Origin of the sequence: Halopiger xanaduensis SH-6 (assembly GCF_000217715.1) — an archaeon.
Taxonomy (GTDB): Archaea; Halobacteriota; Halobacteria; order Halobacteriales; family Natrialbaceae; genus Halopiger; species Halopiger xanaduensis.
This window is the reverse complement of record NC_015666.1, coordinates 299,337-318,752: the sequence shown is the minus strand read 5'-3', so window position 1 is coordinate 318,752 and position 19,416 is coordinate 299,337. Positions and strand designations below refer to the sequence as shown.

Below are 19,416 nucleotides of genomic sequence, written 5' to 3'. Positions count from 1 at the left end.
CGATGGATGGTTGTGAGCTGCGCCGTACGAACGTGCTCACCGAATTCGGGGATCTTCCCCGCGTTCTTCGTGCGTTCCGTCGACGTTGACAAGTTCTCCGAGTTCATCCAGTAGGAGCGGATCGACTTCGACTCGTTCGCCATCAGCAGTGTAGTAGATACTCGTCGAGACCCGTCGGTCAGGGTATTCCTGCCGGACGACGTGGTAGTAGACACTCAACTGCTTCCGGTACTCGGCCTCCGCGTGGCGGCCACGGTCGGTTTTGTAGTCCACGATCTCGACCCAGTCGTCGGTCACGTGAAGCAGATCGACGATCCCGGAGATCGTCACCTGCTGCCCATCAACCGACACTGGGAGGTAGACGTTCTCCTCAACCCGAAACTTGCCGGGCAGCGAATCGAGGAACCTCTGCACGTTCCGTTCGTCGGGACTTGTTGGTTCGACTGCCTCCCCTATCGCGTATCGCTCAGCGAAATCGTGGACGCGTGTGCCGAACTCCATTCCCTTCCCGTCCTCAACATCGCTAAACACGCTGTCGTCCATCAGCGAATGAGGGGACTGGCCGGACGGCGTCTCCGGAACAGGCACCGAAATCTGGAGTTGGGTCTGCTCCGTCCCGCCGACAGCGGCATCTTCGACGTCCGGCTCGACCGTCGACGGCTCGAGCGGGAGGTTTTCGAAGAGCGGGCTCGGCGACTCTCCGGCGGAGAACAGTACATGGCTCTCTGCACGCGTGATGGCGACGTACAGCAGCCTCCGTTCCTCGTCGTACTCTCGGCCCAGACATTTCGAGAGAAGCCGATACCGCCAGTTATCGTAGAGATGGGGACGACCGTGCGCATCGGTGTATCGCTTGCTCTGTCGGAGGCCGACCCGCTCCTCGTACCGAATCCGATCCGCGCCACCACCGGACGGCGGGAACCGGTGCTGGTTCATGTTCGCCATGATGACGATGGGGTGTTCGAGCCCCTTGGCGGCGTGAATGGTCTGCACCGTTACCGAGTCGCCGCCGGGGTTGTCCTCAACCTCGTGGGTGGCATCGGCGTCGAGACTCCGTTCGAGGAATCGCACGATGTCACCGCGGTTGTGGTGGGTGCTGTCGAAGGTGCCCTGTAACAGCGAGACGAGCCCATCCGCGTACGCGTCGTCGAACCCGTATCGATCGAATACCCGTCGCGCGATTCCACCGATGGTCTCCGCCTCCGCGAGCTGGTCGCGGAACTCGACCATACCCGTGGGATACGTGCTGGTCTCGAGGACGTGCTTCACCTCGTCGAGCGTATAGCCAGCCTCCTCGAGGACGACTGCCCAGCCGCGCTTGGAGTCCTCATGTTCGAGGATGCGCAGCCACGCGAGCAGGAGAATCGACTGCTCGGTTCCGAACAGCTCGACGCCGCCTTCGTACGCCACGGGAATCCCGTAGTCTGCGGCACACGCCTGTAACTCGCGCCCGAAGTCACGCGTCCGCGTCAGCACCGCAACGTCGTCGTACGTCGGCGCTCGAAGTTCGCCATCGTCCTCGACGGCGTACTCGCGATTGCCGACGATCTCCTGTATCCGCGTCAGGATCGCCTCCTGCTCGTCATCGCACGTGAACGCCTCGATGTTGCTGTGGTCGTGCTCCGTTGTCGCTGCTAGCGATGTGATGTCGTCCTGTATCTCTGGATCGACCTCCTCGCTTCCCGTTGCGGGCAGCGTGAGGCTGTGTTCGGAGAAGTCGAGAATGGACTGTGTCGAGCGGTAGTTCTCGACCAGCGAGATCTCGTTCACGTCGTCAACCGGGAAATCGACCCGCGCGTAGTCGCCGTTGAGTTCTCGCTTGTAGGTCTGGAGACGCTCCTCGAAGCGACGGATGTTGTCGACTGAGGCGTACTGGAACGAGTAGATGCTCTGCTTCCAGTCGCCGACGACACAGAGGTTGTCCGTGCCCGCGAGCAACAGGGCGAGCTTGAACTGAATCTCGCTCGTGTCCTGAAACTCGTCGACGAGCACGTGGTCGAACTGAACCGACTCCCGCAGCGAGTGATCCTCGCAAAGCATCGCGAAGGTGAACATCAGCAGGAAACTGAAGTTCAGGTAGTTCCGTTGGAGCGCGAACGCGATGTACTCGAGGTAGACGTCGTGGACGAACGCCTTCAGGTCGTCACGGTCTTCCTCGAACGCTCGGCTGGCCCACGCGTCGTCGATTTGCGGATAGCCGTCCCGGAGTTCCCCCTCATTAGGGGCGTCGGGCTCGTAGCAGCGATTCCGCTCGAACCCGCTCAGACCGTCGCGCAAGTCCGATTGAGTCGCGCCGTTCGCGCCCTCGTTCGGCTCGTTGGCCTCATCGAAGAGCGTCTTGAACTCCTCGTAGTCGCCATCGAGGAAGGACTCACCATCGCGGAACCAGCCCTCGTCGGTCGGGAACACTCCCTTGGCGGCGAGCTCCTTGATCAGATCGAGGATCGATGTCGCGTCGTTGAGCGTCCTGAAGTAGTCGTGATAATCGGGATGTGCCTCGATGAACTGGTCGAGGAACTTGCGGAAGCGGTCTTCCTCGATGACTTCGTTCTCGAGGAGTTGCGTCGACGACGTGATCCGGTCGTCGATGCCGAGACGCGTCGGCGCGTCGAACCCGTGGCGGATGAGCAGATCGTGGCAGTACCCGTGGAACGTGTTGATGGGTGCGTCCCGTAACGCTGACATCGAGTAGTCGCAATTGGCCACGACGCGTTCCTTCATCTCGCCCGCCGCGTTGTTCGTGAACGTGATCAGGAGGATGTCCTCTGGTTCGACGTCTCCCTGTTCGAGGAGGTTCGCGTAGCGGCGAGTGATGGTGAAGGTCTTGCCAGTTCCGGCGCCGGCGTCGACGACGTGGATGCCGCTCGTCGCATCGATCAGTTCTTGCTGTCGCTCGTTTGGCTCGTACTCAGTCATCGGTTCGGATCAGGTCGCGGTGGGTGACTCGGTCGAAGTTCGGTTCCTCGACGGGGAACTGCGACGTGCGATACTGGTTTATCCGGTCGATCTGTGCGTTGAGGAAGTCCTCGAACGCGTCGACCTCGCCTTCGAAGTAATTGCGACCGCGAATCCGCACGAGCTTCTTGAGCGCGCTTTCCGTCCCGTCTTCGACGTAGACGTAGTCTCCGACCTCCGCTTTCGCGTACTCGGTGAAGCGGGCCGCGAAGTCGGTTGCGAGCAGCTCGTCGGTGTCGTCAGTCTCCGGGAAGTCGTGTCGCTCGAAGAACGATGCATACGCGTCGTACCCCATCCGCTCCAGCGTCTTCCGCCGGTCGTTGCTCTCGGCGACGCCATCACAGAGCGCATCGAACGCCTCGCGATTGCCAGCATACGTCCTGAACGGCATCGGGTGGTAGGTGACCCGGACGAGTGCATCCTCGAGATCCGGCTCCCCGGCAACGACGTCGTCAACCAACTCCAGAAAGTGGAAGAAGACGAACTCGAGACGCTCATCTGGGTGCTCCTGTCGATGGTGGGCGAGGTAGAGCAGCGCTTGGAAGTCGGGCTCGTCGCTGATTTCCTCGATGTCCGACCGTGAGACGACCTTGGACGCTGACTTGCGGCCGCCGCTCTTGTAGTCGAGAAGCGTTTCCGGTGCGTGTATCAGGTCGACCTTCCCCTTGCCGCCGAGGTTTGGATTCTCGAACCAGCGCTCGGTGATGGGGGAGTCAATCGACTTCTCGAAGTGGTCGGCGAAGAAGTTGTCCCCCTCCTGTCGTTCGTAGTGGCTGTACTCCCGGTCGGTAGGCGGATCGGCGGCGACGAACTGCTCGATCGTGTCGAGGCCGATTTCGAACTCGGTCTCCAGCGGTTCCAGTTCGACATCGGGGACGTATGGTCGCATCTCCGCCAGCATCAGATCGACCAGCTCCGAACGGTCGGCACCCTCGACCACGTCGGGGTGATTGACGTAGAACTCAGCGTAGTCGTGGAAGAGATTGCCCTTCTGGAAGTAATCACGGTCAGGGTTGTCGACGATCCTGTCGAAGTAGTAGTCCCGCGGGCAGTTGATGAAGGTGTTCAGGCTCGACTGGCTGACCACATCGATCTCGCTTGGCGCGACATCTACATCCTCCTTCTCGAAGCCAGTGTCGCCGTCACTACTGAGGCGACTGTGGGAGATATGCGGCAGGTCTCCGATCGTCTCGAAGTCGTCGTCGAGGAGATCGTGGAAGTAGAGACACGGTGTAACGGGCTGGCCGGCGCTCGTCTCCTGTACCAGATAGTACTGATCGCGACCGTTCTGGAGAAGAATTTGGAACTGTCGAAGGTACTGCTCGTCCTTCGCGTCGGCGTCGATCCACGGGCGGTCGAGAATCCGATGCGTCCAGTCCACGTCCATCCCGAGGTAGAACACGACCGGACGGTCGACGTAGGCCGCGGCGGTGGCATCGGCCAGCAGTACGCCCGAGTCGTCGCGATCGACGGGCACGTCGAACGACTGGAGGTAGAACTCGAGATCATCGATCGAGTCGCTCGTCACCCGATCATCGTGTAGTCCGAGTTCCCGCAGTTCCTCGTGGAACGCGTCCAGCGTCTTCCCGCTCCAGTCTTCGAACGTGGCCACCGTCTCACCGAACGTGTAGTCGTCGATGGTGCGACAGAACTCCTGCAGAGGGCGGAGTTCCTCGTGGTTGAGTTCGTGGAGGAACTTCTCGTCGTCGACGACGGATGGCGGGCGACCGAGATGGGTGAGGATCGGTCGAACGTCGCTGACGCGTGCCCGGGAATCGCTGTGCGCCGTGCGCAGCAACCGGAGGTACGTGCGGATAGTCTCGTCGTCGGTGAATCCCGGCCCGCCGTAGAAGGGGATGCCAGCCGCCTCGAACGCGGATTCGACGAGGGCGGGATACTCCCCGCCGCTGTCCATAATGATCGCGACGTCGTCGGCGGTGTCCGGCGAGACGTTATCAACGACGGCGTCGACGATCGCGGTCGGGCCGTCGAAGACGTGGAACTCCGGCAGGTCGAACCCGTCGTCAGCAAACGGATCGATTGCGTCGTAGGAGTCCGGAAGCACCGACTTGTCGAGCGCCGTGAACTGCTTCTCGCCGATGAGCGCGACCGACGTTCCATCCTCGATGCGATACTCGGCGAGGTCTCGATGGGAACTCTCGGCGGACTCGATCACCGAAATAGCTTGACGCGTCTCCTCGCTATCGAATCGGTCGTAGTCGAGAATCGCACGCAGGTCTCCAGTTTCCTCCCAACAACCGAGGATGTTCTCGAGGAGATAGGCGGCGTGCTTGTAACTCAGATCCGTTTCGTCGATGAGGCGCAAAAACAGAGTTCGATCGTCTTGCGGGTCAAATTCACCCGACGCGAGCATCCGTGGGGTGGCCGCGAAGCGACCGAGGTGTGGACGATCGAGTCGGCGATTCAGGGCATGACTGAGTGGTGCATCAGTCGTCAACACCAGATCGTAATCCTCGACTGCGTCATAGAGAGCGTCGATAGAACGAGACCGTTTGAATGACACACTGGTACTCTTGGCGTATATCTCAAAAAGGTTGAGTATAGCTAATTTCACTGCTACGTTACTTACGCTTCTTTTGCGACTTGCGTACCATCCATAGTCGAGATCATTCGCCTCACCGACGCTACGTACCTCACTTAGGGGTTGAATATGGGAAGGAGTAGCTCGAGGAGAGACTACACATTACTAGTGGAGTAATCTTGCTGCCACGTGGGGGATACCCCACCTCTTGAATGAAAACTCGAAACCGCCGAAGTCGATGGAGACCCCCTTAGTTCGGGTGGAGTCCACACACTTCTCCCACCCCCTCAGTTCCGATGAAACTCGCTTTCGTAGCGGGGAAGCTCTTCCGCCAAGGAATGCATCCTCTCATTGTTGCGGGTCTGTACTCCGGAAACTTTCAGGTCTGCTCAAAAGCTCTCCTCGCTGGAATCCACAACTCCCCAACACGTTGGAGCCGGGGGTTCGTAGGGGCGCGGCGCCTGAGCGCCCCTTGTCGCTTCGGTGGGGCATGCGTCCCGGGAGCAACTACTGGAAGGGGTACCCGCATGCGGTATTCGGACGGCGTTCCAGTTAGGCCGAATACCCTCAGAATATCCCCCCGAAATATTCCGCCTATGGCCGAACATTCCCACCCCTGTTCCGAGAGGTTCTTACCGCATTATTGATAAATAAACAACACGAATATGGCGAGGTACGAGGAACCGGAGAAAATGGATCTCCTCGCTGAGAAGACACTTACTGCGCTGTTCAAACGTGGTCGGTGCAGCACGACAGAGCTGAAAGAGATGACCGGCGGGAAGCCGCGCCTCATCAAGCACAGAATCGACGAGTGGCTCGCACCCGCAGGGCTCGTCAAGCAGTGTGGAACACGCCCGCACGCAGGTAATGACGTTCGAGTATTCAAGCTAACAACAGAGGGGAACCGGTACGTAAGCGACCAGTGGAGTGACCTCGCCCATTACGCGCTCCGAGAAGAGGTACTCGATGCCACCCGCGAGATGAATGACGAAATGGGTCTTGTCCGCGATCTCCTCGACGAGATTCGGGACAACCAATCCGAACTCAAGGAATCAATCGAGGCTGTCGAAGATGAGGCAGAAGATGAGCGTGGTAACCTCAAGTCCGAGTTCGGACAGTGGCGTAACCGCGTGAAAGAGTTGGAAGAGGAGAACAAGGAACTTCGTGAGGAAGTCAAGGAGTTGAGCGACAAGGTCAACGCGAACGAGGAGCGGTCGAAGAAGACGAAGAAGATCGCGGAGGAGGCGTGGGCATGGTCAGTCGGTAGTTGGATTGATAACGTACGGAACCCCGACAACGGACAGCGATTGCCGTGGATGGACGTGGGGGGCGAAATTCGCGGCGTTGTTGCGAGGAAGGGCCCAGACGAGAAGCGGCACGAGAAGATCAGTCGGAAGTTCCGAGAGTGGATGTGGGGAAAGGATTGACGGCTTGTAGGTTCCGTATCTGCTGGTTTTACATTCCAGACGTGGGGTGTCTCCCTCTAATCCGTTCATCGGAACCGAGGGGTGCGTGCGCGTGGCCGGAGATCGACGTTCCGTAGGGGGATTTTACATCGGAAGTCGAGGGGGTGTGAGGTTCTCTATCTGCTGGTTTTCATTCAAGAGGTGGGGTGTCCCCCCGGCTCCTTCATTGGAACCGGGGGGTATGTACCATAATCGCAGATCGTCGTTCACTGGGGCGGTTTACATCAGAACTGAAGGGGGTGTGGGGTATCGCGTCTTCGCCAGCAGCGAACAGTCATCGTGTCCGATTCAATCTTGCTCCTCGTCCGGGAGATCATCGAGAAGGTCGTCGATGTCTTCGAGTCCTTCCTCGTTCTCGAGTTCCGTGACGCGATCGCCGAGGTCTATCCCGAGATCGTCAGCGACATCTTCGGTTGAGTAGCGGCGAGTGTCGTCTTCAATCTCCTCGATACGGTCATCGATTATTGCCTGCTCCTGCTCCGACATCGCCTCGATGAACTCCTCTACGACCTCAACGTCAACGCCGTTAGCTCGCGCAATCTCCTCCCCTGACCGCACGTTAAGCGTGCTGTCGTCCGACCACCGCGTGTCTGAGTAGTCTGATTGCTCGCCGATGTCGTCCTTGCCGTCGGATCGCCGATCTGCCCAGAGTCGACACGAGTAATCCTCGCGGTACTGGTGGCGGCTGAGTGCGCGGGCGACATCTTCTGCGTCGACTCCTCGGCGATCCGCGGCTTCGGGCAGCGACTCATAGCCGCACGCAACGGCGCCAACGGCCTCGAGGAACGCGTCGTCTGCGAGCAGACCGCGGATCATCCTCTGCAGGTGGCGAGAGCGACGCCAGTCATACGCGACTCGATAGTCATCGACCTCGTCGGGGCTGTCGGCGTCGTGCTCTTCGCGCCACTCATCGATCTCGTCGTTGATTCGGTTCAGTTCCTCGCGCAGTTCAGCGGCTGGTTTCTCTGCGAGACGTTCGCGCTTCTGCAGGCGCAGTTTTTGTTCGTCCCAGCAGTATCCCTCGTCGACGCGAACGAACGCGTCATCTGACTTGGCCAGTTCGGCGAGCATCGAGCGAGCAAACTCGGGGTTGACGTCAGCCTCGTCGGCGATCCAGTCGACATTCCGAGGCTCATGTAGTGTGTCATCGACTGCTTCGACGCGTTCCTCTCGAGACCAGTCGTCGGGCCACTTTTCGTCAGGGCCGATGTCAGGAGGATCGTCGAGCATACTAGTATCCGCGGCCGCCACCGGCATAGTCGCTTTGACGTCCTAAATGATAGCTAGGGGCATTTTCGCGGCTTCTGCGCTGGTTTTACGGTGGGAGGGAACATATTGATAGACTGGCGGGATAGAACCCGCCGGTGGGCAGGTGGAGTCGACCACCTAGGTTCTGGGGGAGCCATCCCCTTTCGATTATCGACACGTCGTCATGGAGCTAGTGGTAAAAAGTAGACGACCCACGTGCCGACATTTATCCGGTAATAGGGGTGAGAATGCCGGCGCTATGGAGGATGAAGAACGGCTGAAGGCGAAGCTGGCGATGTCCGTGAGTGGATGCAAAGGCTGGGTCGCGGAGGCGGAGGAACAGGACATGGATGGTGATGCCATCGAGGAAGTCAAGCAGGCTCACGAGCACATCCGCGAGGCATTCCGGATTCTGGATGAATAGAGAGACGGAGAATTTCCCCTATCAGACGTTGTGAGTAGCTTGTACAGTTACTCTTTCTCGACGTGAAGCGCCTCACCGGCTTCTGGGTCGACTGCCACCTCGCACCCACAGTCAGGGCAGTTTCTGAGTTCCCCATCGGGATCGACGCCCGTGTAGGTGATTTCGCCGCCGCGGTCGCGTCGATCGCACTCCGTTTTGACGACCGGCATTACACGCCCACCTCCTCTTCGTCCCACTTCCGCAGTTTGTCGAACATCTCCTGCTGCTCGGACTGACTCTTCTGCTTATGTTCGAACGCTTCCCTTTCAGAAAGGGAGATCATATGCCGCATCCCACATTCGGAGCAGCTGTTGTGGCGGAGGTTGCGTTCGACTGTCCACTCCTGTTCCGTACCGCACGCGTCGCAATCATCTGTGATCGTCGCCATCACTATCGTCGACACGTGAGATTCGACTTGAATGCCGGCTCGCCGGCTGCCACCGGTGGCTGCGGAGGAACGTGGATCCTTTTGACCGATGCTGCTCGACCGCGTTGGTAGTGACGCCGAGCATTCACGAAGTTGACCGCGAACAGCTCACCGAGGGAGAGCACGTCGAACTCGCCGTTGAGGGGTCAGAACATCGGGTTTACATCACCGCTGTCGAGGGACAGACAGTCACGGTCGTCGGTAACGGAAACGGAGAGCAAGCATCGATCTCCCTTACGGATGGGGAGTGGAGGCTCAAATCACCGGAAAAGAAGGATTAGGACGGAACGTGTAATTAGCAGCCTTGACAACGTACGTGCGGACTCGTCGGTCAGATCTAGTTCATGCGATGGCCACGTAGTCCGCTTCTCTCCACTCTCCGAACGACACGATGGCTGCAGGGACAATGCTGGATGGCCACAGACTGGACGATGGTGACTGCGACGAAGGCGCTGGTGATGGTACGCATCCGGATCACTCGTGGTCAGTGATCTGTTGGTAACCGATGAAGCTGACAATAGAGGGCTAGTTCAGCGCACGGAATAACTTCCGTGCTTCCTCCCGGAATCGTACATCTAGCAATGCAGTCGGCCAGTCCTCGTTCCCATCTGGTTCCTCAATCTCGTACGTCTCGGTATCACGGTCAAGTCGCACGATCATCACGCGGTCGATCGCGCCCTCGAATTTCGCGGTAATCGTCGCCTGCATCCGGTGCGCCATCGTAATCCGATACCCCGTCTTTAGCGATACCGCCGTCACGTCACCATCCAACCACACGATTAGATCTGGTCGGATGCCGACCCGGGTGTCCCAGTCCACCTCTACTTTATAGATTGTCCGCCACTCCGCCCGGATCGTGTCCTGAAGCCAATCTACGTTGTGGTCGTCTGCCCAATCCATCCAGACGCTCTTCAATGTCTTCGCATCCCGCTGCGCTTGCGTCACGGCATCATCCGCTACGTACTCTTCGTGTCGGTACTCATCCAGCGCCTCAACAACTTCTCCCGAGTCAGCATCAATACCAACCGCATCGTGAATACGGTCGCAAATGTCGTCTGCTTCGGCTTCGTACGTCAGGTCTACGTAGTCGGCGATATAGTCGTGCGCCAACTCGCCGACACGGGCGGCGTACCAGCGTATCAGGTCGGGGCGGTCGGTCGTGCGGTTCACCCCGTCCGTTGGCATCAAAGGCTCGTACAGTCTTCCCGGTTCCTCACTAAAGTCGATACGATCAACAACATCCACGACCGTCGGGCACAGCGCACCATCGTCGTCAACGTAGACACCCACTCCCTGATAGTCGGTAACCGTGATGTCCTCTCGGACAAACGCGGATTCGGGGTACTCCAGCATACTGTCCGTAGAAGGTGCTCCACCCACTTATTATTTCACTAACTTGATACTTGGGGTTTCGCGGGGGATTCGAGGGAACACGCTACAACTTGTCCCGCTTCATCTCCATTTGAACCACAAATCATTCTTTGGCGTACTGATACTGGAAACCAACAGGTCATGAAGCGTCTTAGGTGAAAGAACGTGCAGCAGGTACCTACTATAGCTAGCTAGTTCAAGTTAGTAGCCTTCTGTTCCGAGGCAGCCGCATCACTCTCGTTGGCAACACACGGACACTCGCGGCGTCGAAATAGCGTGGTAATCCCGTAGGTACGTCCGCAATCGCCACAAGTGACTTTCACCGAGACGGTGGCTTCAGGCGAACCGATCTGAATGACGTCGTGCTCCGTCAGGCGCCTGACTGATTTTTCCACGACCTTCTGGAGTCGCTGCTGAATCTTCTCGATGTTTCTGCGGTCGTTGTCTGGCTTCGGCGTGTATTCTTCACTAGTGTCCTTGTCGAGACACTCGTTGAGGTGTTTACGGACAGTCTGGTACGAGACGAAATCGGCCTTAACTCCGTCCACGTCGATTCCCGCCTCCTCGAGCTTTCGGCGTGCCTCTCGACGCGCAGTAGTCATCACCGTGTCATCCGTGAGGAGCCGATAGTAGTTCTCGACCTCGCCATCAAGGGGACTCATCCCCTGTTCGAACATCTCTCTCTTGAGCAGCCGCCTGTTCAGATGGGTTTCGAGTTCTCGGAGACTGGCGTCTTCGTTTTCTCGGCGGCGAAGCAGGCGCTCATCGGCTTCGTGCAGGTCGTACCTCTCGGTGACGCGTTCGACCTTACACCCCTCGTGTGCGGCCATACTAGATCTGGCGCCACTGCTCCTACTTGTATGCCGGCCCGGGAGAAGTACCCACTTTCAGCAGATATTTGCTCGACGCCTCTGCTCAGTCCGTAGTTCGAATAGATTCGTGTGGCTCTCGTGGAGGAAGGCCACTACCGAGGTCGAAGGGGTAGTCGATGTCGCTCAAGCGTACCGTTAGTTATCTGTAGCAGCCACGCAGCTGGTTCGTACCCTTCTGAGTTCCGCGCGATGCCCGTCGTCGCGCCGGCGTAGAACGCACGAAACCGTTTCCCGCTGTCCTTGTAGACATCACCGATGTAGGCTCGCTTGTGCTTGTGCAGGTCGCCGAGGGCGAGAGCATCCAGTTCGACTTCGCTGGCGTCCACCAGCTCCCCAATTGAGATTCCATCTCTGGCGATGGGCTCGACGGCCTCGTGCCACGCCAACAGCCGGTACGCGTCCTGTGGTGCGTCACCGACAGGAGCTACTTCTGAGAGTCCGTTCACAGATGCATCGGCATCCATCCCGTAGAGGGCGAGAGTTCCCTTACCGAGCAACTGAGGCTCACTTGAGAGATGTATCATTCGTCCTGCCTCGGTCTGTGATTGAAGAAACGCGTCCCCTCGGTCGCACCCGTGATTGCCTCGAACGTAGTAGATCGGAATACCGGCGTCGGCCAACAACTCGACATGTTCTTCGACGGTCTGCACGGTCGCTTCATCGACATCGTCGTCGAAGATGTCGCCAGTGTGGATGATCGCATCCACTCGAGATTTGACCGCGAGATTGACCGCATCGAGAAATCGCTCCAGCTGATTCGCGTTCCCCATGTGTTCCTTGTCGGTCAGAGGACGACCGAGATGGGTATCGCTCACGTGGAGAAGGCTCACTTCCGGATCCTGTGGATGTCCTACTCTCGAAATCTGTGTATTCGCAGCGGTCTCGTACTGGGCCTTGTTGGCCTCGACGGGATTCCGCTTGACCTCTACTAAATCGTACATCGAGCCGACCCGCCACTCGACTTGTCCGTGGTGCTTACTCCACACCCTGAGATCGGAAACTCGTCCGTCGGCGTCTTCAACGGGAACCTCGTGGTTGCCGTGTCGGTCAAATTTGGGCGGCCCCAACACTCGTACCGTGATGTCCGTTGTCTCTATCTTTCCCACTCTCTCTGGAGAACCTCGAAGGGGCAATGAGTCTTCCCACTGCAGTGTGTCCGAACAGCACCGAAACGACAGAACGCAGCGTCACGTAGAGAACCCGAATTAGTCTCCAGCCGCATCGATTTCGATGGAGACCGAGACGTCGTCCGGTTGTTCTGCCTCTGGCACCGCGAGTAGCACACTCAACTCGAGGAGGGTGCCAACCCGGTCAACATCTGCCGCGTTGAGCATGAAGCGCGCAGAAACGACTGAAAGATCTCTTGTTGAGTCTCGCCAGCTGAGCGACCTCGTGGTTGATTTTCCACGAAGTGTTACTTCGCTTCTCTCAGAAGTATCCACTAACGCTTCTGCCTTTCCTCTTCACTAAAGAGGTAGCGTGAGACAGTAGTTCTCGACCTCGGGCGCAAGGGAGATAATCTGCTCTCGACGCCGGAGTTCTTCGCGACGCTTTTCGATTCTGTCCTCAAGCTGTTCGAGCCGCTCCTGTTGACCACGGATCGCGATGTCCATATCCGAGCCGGCGTCGGCTTTGCGCTCGTACTCCTCGATGAAGGACTCGATCCGTTCTCGTTCTGCCTGTGCGTATTCCTCGAGATTCTCCAGCTCTCGAGCGGTCTCCTCGTGACGCTTCTCCTGAAGATGGTTCTTGATCTCGTTAACCCGCACGCTCACGTATCGATCGGCAGCCGTCCGTAAGTCGGATTGAGCGTCGAGAACCGTCCGAAGGTCGTCGACGTCGGGCTTTGCTGCTACCGAGTCGCCCTCGACGACACGTTCACCAAGCGCCTGCTGAGCATCCTCTTGCGCAGCATCCACGAAGACGGGGATGGTCTCCTCGCGAATCACGTCGCCGGTGCCGTCCTCGAACGCCACGCGATAGTTGTAGGTGATCCCCGGAGTGTCGACGAACGGAAGCAGTTTGAGTCCGACCTCTCCACGCTCGTCCTCCAACACGCGTGCCATGAGTCGTTGCAGGACGTCCGTATCGGGAGCGAGGTAGGTGATGTCCTCGTGATCCATCGCGAAGTCGCGATCGAACGTGAACGGGCCGAACGTCGCGTCTTGGCCGGGTGAATTGATCCCGTCCGGTAGTTCGGCTTGATAGAGGTTGGTGCCGCGCTTCTCGAATTCGCCTCCGAAGGCTTCGACTGCTCGCTCGAAGAACTCGCGAATGTCTCCCTCGCTTCCGTAGACGTCCTCTGACTCGTCGACGACCTCCTGAATCTGCCGACGGCTCTCCGCGTCGAACGTGCTCGTATCGACGAGGCTCCGCTCGTACCACTCCTCGAGCGTCCGCTGACGCTCCTCGATCATCTCCTCGAGTTCCTCTTTGGTCGCACTCGGCGGTTCGTCGTTCTCGATGGACTCCATGATGAGCGAGTCCACGTCGATGTCGTCGAGGATGCCGAGCACGTCCGCCGTGTTTCCGAGCTGGGAGCGGATCTCCTCGACCTTGGTTTGGAGCATCTCGAAGATCTCGCTCTCGCGGGTGTCGTCGAAGAGGAAGTTCCAGACCTTGACCTCCTCCTCCTGTCCGTAGCGATGGATGCGGCCGATCCGCTGTTCGAGGCGGTTCGGGTTCCACGGAAGCTCGTAGTTGGCCATGATGTGGCAGCTGTGCTGGAGGTCGATCCCCTCGCTCGCTGCGTCAGTCGCGAACAGGAGCCGCGGCTGGCCGTGGTTGAACTCGTCTTCGATCCGCGCCCGCTCTTCCTTGTCCACGTCACCGTGAATCACGAGAATCTCGTCCGCCCACGGCTCGTCCTGCACGTACTCGAGTAGGTAGTCGAGCGTATCGCGGTACTCCGTGAACAACAGGAGTTTCTCGTCCGGTTGTTCCTCGAGGAGTTGGGAGATGAACCGTCTGACCTTCTGGGCCTTAGAGTCGACCGGCAAATCCTCGGCCAGCGAGACGAGATCGCGGAGCGTATCGATCTCCTCTTGGAGCTGTTCGTCGGTGCTGGTGACGGTCAGGCCAGCAATCTCGTCTTCCGCGTGTTGCTTGTCGTCCTCGTCCAGATCCTCGCCGTCGAGATAGGCTCGTGCTTCCTCAGAGAGCCCGTCCGTTTCCGCCTCCTCGTCGAGGAGGTCATCCAGTCGTCGGCGGAGCGTCGCGTGAATCGCGCCGACGCTGCTCACCAGCCGTTTCTGCATGAGCGCCATCGCGAACCCGACCGCAGGTTCGTTCAGCTTCTCCGAGCGGTTGTAGACGTTTTTGACGTAATCGGTGACCGCGCGGTAGAACTGCCGCTCGTCGTGCGTCATCGAGACGGATACCGAGTTGACCTCCCGGTCTGGGAAGACGCGTTCACCATCCTCGTCGTAGATGTCAGTTTTTCCGCGCCGGATCATTACGCGGTCGACTGTCTCCTGTGAGAGTTCCCGGTTCTCGGCGACAAGGAACGGGTCGATGTACTCGACGAGTGAGCGGAACGCCTCGCCTTTCCCGTCGTGCGGCGTCGCGCTGAGAAGCAGCAGCGAGTCGGAGTTCCCCGTGACGGTATCGACCATGTTTGCCGTCTTGCTCGGCGAGTCTCCACGCTTTGCGGCCTTGTGTGCCTCGTCGACCACGACGACGTCCCAGAACGCGTCCCGGAGTGCAGGCCGGAACTCGTCCTGTCGCAGGAACGCCATGCTGGTGACGAGCTGTTGCTGGTCTTGATTCCAGATGTTGGCCTCCTCGCCGAGCCGTCGTCGCTCACCTTCGACCCATGCCCGGTCTGCAACGGTGAGGTCGACGTCGAAGAAGCGATCCATATCCCGGATCCACTTCTTCTGGAGGTGAGCGGGAACGACGAACAGGACGCGGTCGGCGCGATTCCGGGCAGCGAGTTCCTTGAGGATGAGCCCCGCCTCTATCGTTTTCCCGAGCCCGACGTCGTCGCCGATGAGCGCTCGCTGCCGGAGTTTCTGCATCACCCAGTTCACGGCGTCGAGCTGGTAGGGCTCCAGTCGAACGAGCGAGTTCGAAATGCTCAGGAGCTGCCCCTGCTCGTGGGCGAGCTTGAGTTTCGTCGCCTGCGTGTGGAGGTCGAACCACTGCGCGGACACAGCGTCATGATCCGGGTGAAAGTCATCGATTTGCTGGTTGGACAGTTCCTCGATTCCGGATCGATGCGGTTGAATCTCGACATCGTCGAGACAGACCGTCTTGGCGCCCTCGCCGTCGATGTATGCTCTTAGGTACTCGATCTCTCCGACCGTTTGGGTTTTGATGACTTCAGCCGGCGCTCCGTTGAGAATTACCCGCTGCCCCGGAGAGAACTGGGTAGAGTTCGTCATCGAGTGATGTGTGTGTCAAGACCGCACGCTGTCTTCAAGATTGCCAGTCCGCGCATTATCGAGCCTCCGTTGCGACGAACGACCGTAGGGTACGTTCGATCTCCGACTCAACGTACTCGATCTCTGCACCGTAGGCATCTACAATGTCGGCGTAGTACTGTGGTATCTGTCCAGCCAGCTCCCGACTCTCAAACTCCTCCGTGTACGTCTCCAGAATGGAACCCGCGGCGGCTTCATTGACCAACGTCCGTTCTTCGTTCTCGATGAATTGCGTGAGAACTGGCTTCATTACCGAATCTGGGACATCGAAGGCACGTTCGGCCGGCAGTATCGACTCGAACAATCCTCCGCCGAGGTACGGTACGTCGCTGAACATCTCTGGAAGTTCGTCGTCGCGCTGCTGTTTTGGAGTCGAAAGCGCATCGTAGAACAACGGCTGGAGGTATTGAGAGTAGAAGCTTCCACGGAACCGATTGAGCCCCTGATTATGCTCACTCCACTGGGCGTGGAGCGCGACGCGGTCGAGGATACCGCGATCTGCCAGCAGTTTCACAAAGGCGAGTCGATCAACGAGTAGTGCCGCGAAGGCCAGTTTCTCCGACTTTGAGGCGTCTGCCGGCTCCTCGATTGCGTCCACGAGAGTCGAGTCCAGATGCTGGTATTCACCACCGCCGGTAGTCACCTCCAAGTAGAGGTCGTAAAACTCGGTTAGTCCACCGATAGCTCGCCGGATACCGTAGTGATTGAATGTCTGGTAGAAGTCTCCCAACACTCCTTTGACGGTACTGTTTTCCTGCAACTCTTCGGTGTAGCTGACTAATCCTTGATTGCGGGCAATCCGTCGTACCGCTGGTGCGATGTTCTGGTCTTCGACGACGGTGACGAGGTCTGCTTGACCGCGTTCATCCGTTTCAACGGCGTACATTCCCCAACGGAATCCGTCACTCGAGATCCCGTACTCGTATCGGCGTGAGTCGAGGTAGCCCTCAATGTCACCCTGCGCGGTTTCGAAGTTGTTGACCGATTTGTTCTCCCCGATAACCGTTTCAGAGAGATTGTCGATTCGGAAATCCGGCTGTTCATCGCTGTCACCGACGGGATAGTACGGTCGTGGTGTGTACTCGTAGCCGAGCGTCTCCAGAATCGGCCAGATGAGAGCATCTTCGACACACCGCTCCGGTGTTTGGCCAAGATTCTTGCTCTGAAGTGTGCCGTCTGCCTCGACGATCTCACTGAGCCGTGGCTCGTCCATCTGATCATCGAGCGTCGTCAGAAAGTCGACGATGTGACTCCGAATTGCGGTGGTCGCTTCTTCTATTTCCTGTGATGACATAGATGCGAAGTTCGAGAGGTTAGCCCTGCGTGATGCTGATGAAGTCAAGCACGAACTCCTGTGGGAGCAGTCCGCCGTGGTAGAACCGAGCGTCACCGAGCCCCTGCTTTCTGAACCGCTTGAGTGGGCTGGCAAGGACGCTGACGTTGGCATCGAGATAGCCCAGTCGTGAGCTGGAGTCGAGCAACACGCCGGGCGAATCCTCGTCCACATTTTCCCCAGCGATCCATCGGCGCCCGGAGTCAGATGCTTCCGCCGGGCGCGAAATTTTCTCCGGCGACGCGTTGTCCGGGAGCAGGACGAACCCGTGGTCGGTCAGCACGTAGGCCTGATCCCACTCGCCCTGTTCGAGTTTCGTGCCGATGAACTCCGCGAGCGAGTCGACGCGTCGGGCCAGCATCGCCTCGAGGTCGCTGAGTTCCTTCTCGCCGATGTCGTCGATGTCGTTCTTGAAGTAGGCGACACGCGTCGACTGCCAGCCGTCGTCCTCCTCGCGAGTGACCGTCCAGCCGTCGCCGCCCAACAGCGACTCGCGGCGGTTGGTCGTCACCCGACGGTTGTTTCGAAGCGGCTGTAACTCGCCGTCGACCAGCGAGACGTCGAACATCTGGATCTCCCCCGGCGTGAGCGCAGCCTTCCCGAACTCAGTCTCCGAAGGAAGCGTTCCGAGCCAGACGTCTTCGTCGATGGCAAACTCGGGGGCGTCGGCCGGGAGTGTCGCCACGTAGTCGCGCAACTCGTCCGCGAGCCGGCGAGCGAGATCGAGTCGAAGGGCGTCGATGACGAACAGCGCGACCGTCTGGCCGCTTTCGAGACCGTCGGACTCCTTCGTGAAGAACTGGTAGGAGTGATCCTCCTCGACGAACGGAGCGCCAGCTTCGACGGTCTCCGTGACGAGGTCGCCGAGGTCTTCGAGGTACTCGACGTATTCCGACTGGAGTTGGGTGCGGAGGTCGTCGAGCGCGGCGGTCGCGGGATGATCGTCTGGGAGATCGGACTCGGGCTCGCCGGCGACAACGAGGTTGAGCACCGCGTTGTCGATCTGCCACGTGCCGTCGTCGGGGTCGGCGTACAGCGAGACGACGTCGTCAGGCGCGCTCTCGTCCCACGTCTCGAGCTGGTGCGCGAGCCGAGCGATCTCCGCGGCCTGTTCCCAAGTCTGCGTCCACGGGCTGTCCGGGCCGTAGGCTCCTCGGTAGGTGCCACGGAAGTCTTCGCTGCCAAGGAGGGCGTCGTACCGCTCCTCGGCGCGCTCGAGACACGTCTCGTAGTCGCCGGCGTCGAAGGACGCGTGCCACTCCTCCCAGAGGCGACGCTCGAGCGCGGCGTCGACGATACAGTCCGCGAGTTCCCACGGGTCGTCGACGTCCGCGACGACCTCGGGCCAGATCGCCTCGCCGAGGTAGCGGTCGGCGAGGAGGCTGGCCGAGGTGGTGTTGTTTAGAAGCGACTTGAGCTCGGGGAGGTCGTGGTCGCCGGCCGTCTCGGCGCGGAACTCCCTCGGGAAGCGTTCGGCGTCGGCGCCGGCGTGGATCAGCCACTCGGCGACTGCCCACCGACGCGTCGCCGCGACGATCCCCACGGGTTCGTCCTCGCTGGCGACCGCGTCGACGCCCTCGCTGGTGAGCAAGTCCTGCATCTGCTCGATAGTGTCGGGGCTGTCGTCGATGTCGCCCCAGCCGTTCTCCAGCACGAACGCGACCGGGTCGGTGTAGCCGCCGGTGACGATCTGCGTGCGGAGCTGTTCGAGCGTCGGGAGCTGCCCACCGGTGAGCTGGTCGTGGAGAATCCGCGCGATCTCGCGACGCTTCGCGGGGTCGTCCGCCTGCGTCGCGGTTTTCAGCTCCCACGCATCGAGTTGTCCGCGCTCGAACGCGTGGACGGTGAGGTCTTCGATGCTCATCTCCACCTCGCCGCCCGTGTGCTCAACGTCGCGGAACCAGTCGTACTCCCCCTCGGCGTCTTCGGGATCTTTGACGTGTGGGACGTACCAGACCTGTTCACCGTCGACCGGATTGGCACGGAGTTCCAGCGGGGTTTCGTCGGCGACTTTCAGCTCAACGCCGAGTTCGTTACAGGCCTGCTCGATGATGTCCTCGAGATAGTTCCCGTCGTCCCACCAGAGGATGATCGGATCTGACGACTCGGCGCGGTCGAACTTGCTTCGGATGGTGCTTTTCGCGGCGTCTGGAAGGGATTTGCTTGCTTGCATGGATGAAACGAGTAGTCAGATTCGGAGAAATTACTGGGACTATGTTATCACGCTCTCGCCAATATTTTAATAGCTTCGTCAGCGCCTCAGTCATACGATGACTTTGAGGCCTCGACTGTGGAGGAGATCGACGAGGCTACTG

15 protein-coding genes are annotated in these 19,416 nt (G+C 59.3%); 3 read left to right on the top strand and 12 right to left on the bottom strand.

Features of this window, described 5'->3' with window-relative positions; translation table 11 throughout:
• Nucleotides 1–36: 36 nt before the first annotated feature.
• Both HALXA_RS01490 and HALXA_RS01485 read right to left on the bottom strand, forming a co-directional pair.
• Nucleotides 37–2,916: a UvrD-helicase domain-containing protein gene (locus HALXA_RS01490; RefSeq protein WP_013878531.1), complete on the bottom strand. Its 2,880-nt coding sequence runs from the start codon at nt 2,914–2,916 to the stop codon at nt 37–39.
• Entirely contained in the window at nt 2,909–5,479 is a 2,571-nt protein-coding gene (locus tag HALXA_RS01485; RefSeq protein ID WP_013878530.1) for a PD-(D/E)XK nuclease family protein, read from the bottom strand. The genes HALXA_RS01490 and HALXA_RS01485 overlap by 8 nt, the downstream gene beginning before the upstream one ends.
• Before the next feature lie 683 nt (nt 5,480–6,162).
• Between HALXA_RS01485 and HALXA_RS01480 the strand changes: the two genes are divergently transcribed.
• Nucleotides 6,163–6,924 (top strand): hypothetical protein, encoded by a 762-nt coding sequence (locus HALXA_RS01480; protein ID WP_049895061.1) that lies wholly within the window; start codon nt 6,163–6,165, stop codon nt 6,922–6,924.
• Between the two features lie 327 nt (nt 6,925–7,251).
• On the opposite strand, the gene HALXA_RS01475 is transcribed toward HALXA_RS01480, so the two are convergent.
• Entirely contained in the window at nt 7,252–8,193 is a 942-nt protein-coding gene (locus HALXA_RS01475) for a DUF7342 family protein (protein ID WP_049895059.1), read from the bottom strand.
• A gap of 277 nt (nt 8,194–8,470) precedes the next feature.
• On the opposite strand from HALXA_RS01475, the gene HALXA_RS21925 reads away from it, so the two are divergent.
• Entirely contained in the window at nt 8,471–8,635 is a 165-nt protein-coding gene (locus HALXA_RS21925; protein WP_013878527.1) for a hypothetical protein, read from the top strand.
• A gap of 47 nt (nt 8,636–8,682) precedes the next feature.
• On the opposite strand, the gene HALXA_RS21920 is transcribed toward HALXA_RS21925, so the two are convergent.
• Together HALXA_RS21920 and HALXA_RS01470 are read right to left on the bottom strand one after the other, a co-directional pair.
• Complete coding sequence (locus tag HALXA_RS21920) at nt 8,683–8,844, bottom strand: hypothetical protein (protein ID WP_013878526.1); 162 nt, start codon at nt 8,842–8,844, stop codon at nt 8,683–8,685.
• Nucleotides 8,844–9,062, bottom strand: coding sequence for a hypothetical protein (locus HALXA_RS01470; RefSeq protein WP_013878525.1), 219 nt, complete (start codon nt 9,060–9,062; stop codon nt 8,844–8,846). The genes HALXA_RS21920 and HALXA_RS01470 overlap by 1 nt, the downstream gene beginning before the upstream one ends.
• A gap of 110 nt (nt 9,063–9,172) precedes the next feature.
• On the opposite strand from HALXA_RS01470, the gene HALXA_RS01465 reads away from it, so the two are divergent.
• Entirely contained in the window at nt 9,173–9,382 is a 210-nt protein-coding gene (locus HALXA_RS01465; RefSeq protein WP_049895056.1) for a hypothetical protein, read from the top strand.
• Nucleotides 9,383–9,626: 244 nt separating this feature from the next.
• On the opposite strand, the gene HALXA_RS01460 is transcribed toward HALXA_RS01465, so the two are convergent.
• From HALXA_RS01460 to pglZ, 7 genes are all read right to left on the bottom strand, one after another.
• Nucleotides 9,627–10,454 carry a hypothetical protein gene (locus HALXA_RS01460; RefSeq protein WP_013878524.1) on the bottom strand — a complete coding sequence of 276 codons (828 nt, stop codon included), beginning with the start codon at nt 10,452–10,454 and terminating at the stop codon, nt 9,627–9,629.
• A 209-nt stretch (nt 10,455–10,663) separates the two neighbouring features.
• On the bottom strand, nt 10,664–11,302 hold the full coding sequence (gene rdfA / locus HALXA_RS01455) for a rod-determining factor RdfA (protein ID WP_013878523.1): 639 nt from the start codon (nt 11,300–11,302) through the stop codon (nt 10,664–10,666).
• Nucleotides 11,303–11,436: 134 nt separating this feature from the next.
• A complete protein-coding gene (locus HALXA_RS20910) occupies nt 11,437–12,450 on the bottom strand; it encodes a metallophosphoesterase family protein (protein ID WP_013878522.1) in 1,014 nt (337 codons plus the stop codon).
• Between the two features lie 99 nt (nt 12,451–12,549).
• The gene (locus tag HALXA_RS21590) at nt 12,550–12,786 is read right to left on the bottom strand and encodes a hypothetical protein (protein ID WP_148263619.1); all 237 of its coding nucleotides are present in this window, start codon (nt 12,784–12,786) and stop codon (nt 12,550–12,552) included.
• Between the two features lie 24 nt (nt 12,787–12,810).
• Nucleotides 12,811–15,729, bottom strand: a complete 2,919-nt coding sequence (locus HALXA_RS01440) for a helicase-related protein (RefSeq protein ID WP_013878520.1) — start codon at nt 15,727–15,729, stop codon at nt 12,811–12,813.
• A 55-nt stretch (nt 15,730–15,784) separates the two neighbouring features.
• Nucleotides 15,785–17,062 (bottom strand): hypothetical protein, encoded by a 1,278-nt coding sequence (locus HALXA_RS01435; RefSeq protein WP_013878519.1) that lies wholly within the window; start codon nt 17,060–17,062, stop codon nt 15,785–15,787.
• Between the two features lie 19 nt (nt 17,063–17,081).
• Nucleotides 17,082–19,274, bottom strand: a complete 2,193-nt coding sequence (gene pglZ / locus HALXA_RS01430; protein ID WP_013878518.1) for a BREX-5 system phosphatase PglZ — start codon at nt 19,272–19,274, stop codon at nt 17,082–17,084.
• Between the last annotated feature and the right edge of the window lie 142 nt (nt 19,275–19,416).

Bases quoted from the DNA above. Each gene is read 5' to 3' on its own strand.
- HALXA_RS21925 (WP_013878527.1), top strand. From the start codon at position 8,471: ATGGAGGATGAAGAACGGCTGAAGGCGAAGCTGGCGATGTCCGTGAGT.
- HALXA_RS21920 (WP_013878526.1), bottom strand. From the start codon at position 8,844: ATGCCGGTCGTCAAAACGGAGTGCGATCGACGCGACCGCGGCGGCGAA.
- HALXA_RS01470 (WP_013878525.1), bottom strand. From the start codon at position 9,062: ATGGCGACGATCACAGATGATTGCGACGCGTGCGGTACGGAACAGGAG.
- HALXA_RS01475 (WP_049895059.1), bottom strand. From the start codon at position 8,193: ATGCTCGACGATCCTCCTGACATCGGCCCTGACGAAAAGTGGCCCGAC.
- rdfA (WP_013878523.1), bottom strand. From the start codon at position 11,302: ATGGCCGCACACGAGGGGTGTAAGGTCGAACGCGTCACCGAGAGGTAC.
- HALXA_RS01490 (WP_013878531.1), bottom strand. From the start codon at position 2,916: ATGACTGAGTACGAGCCAAACGAGCGACAGCAAGAACTGATCGATGCG.
- HALXA_RS01435 (WP_013878519.1), bottom strand. From the start codon at position 17,062: ATGTCATCACAGGAAATAGAAGAAGCGACCACCGCAATTCGGAGTCAC.
- HALXA_RS01440 (WP_013878520.1), bottom strand. From the start codon at position 15,729: ATGACGAACTCTACCCAGTTCTCTCCGGGGCAGCGGGTAATTCTCAAC.
- HALXA_RS01480 (WP_049895061.1), top strand. From the start codon at position 6,163: ATGGCGAGGTACGAGGAACCGGAGAAAATGGATCTCCTCGCTGAGAAG.
- pglZ (WP_013878518.1), bottom strand. From the start codon at position 19,274: ATGCAAGCAAGCAAATCCCTTCCAGACGCCGCGAAAAGCACCATCCGA.
- HALXA_RS01460 (WP_013878524.1), bottom strand. From the start codon at position 10,454: ATGCTGGAGTACCCCGAATCCGCGTTTGTCCGAGAGGACATCACGGTT.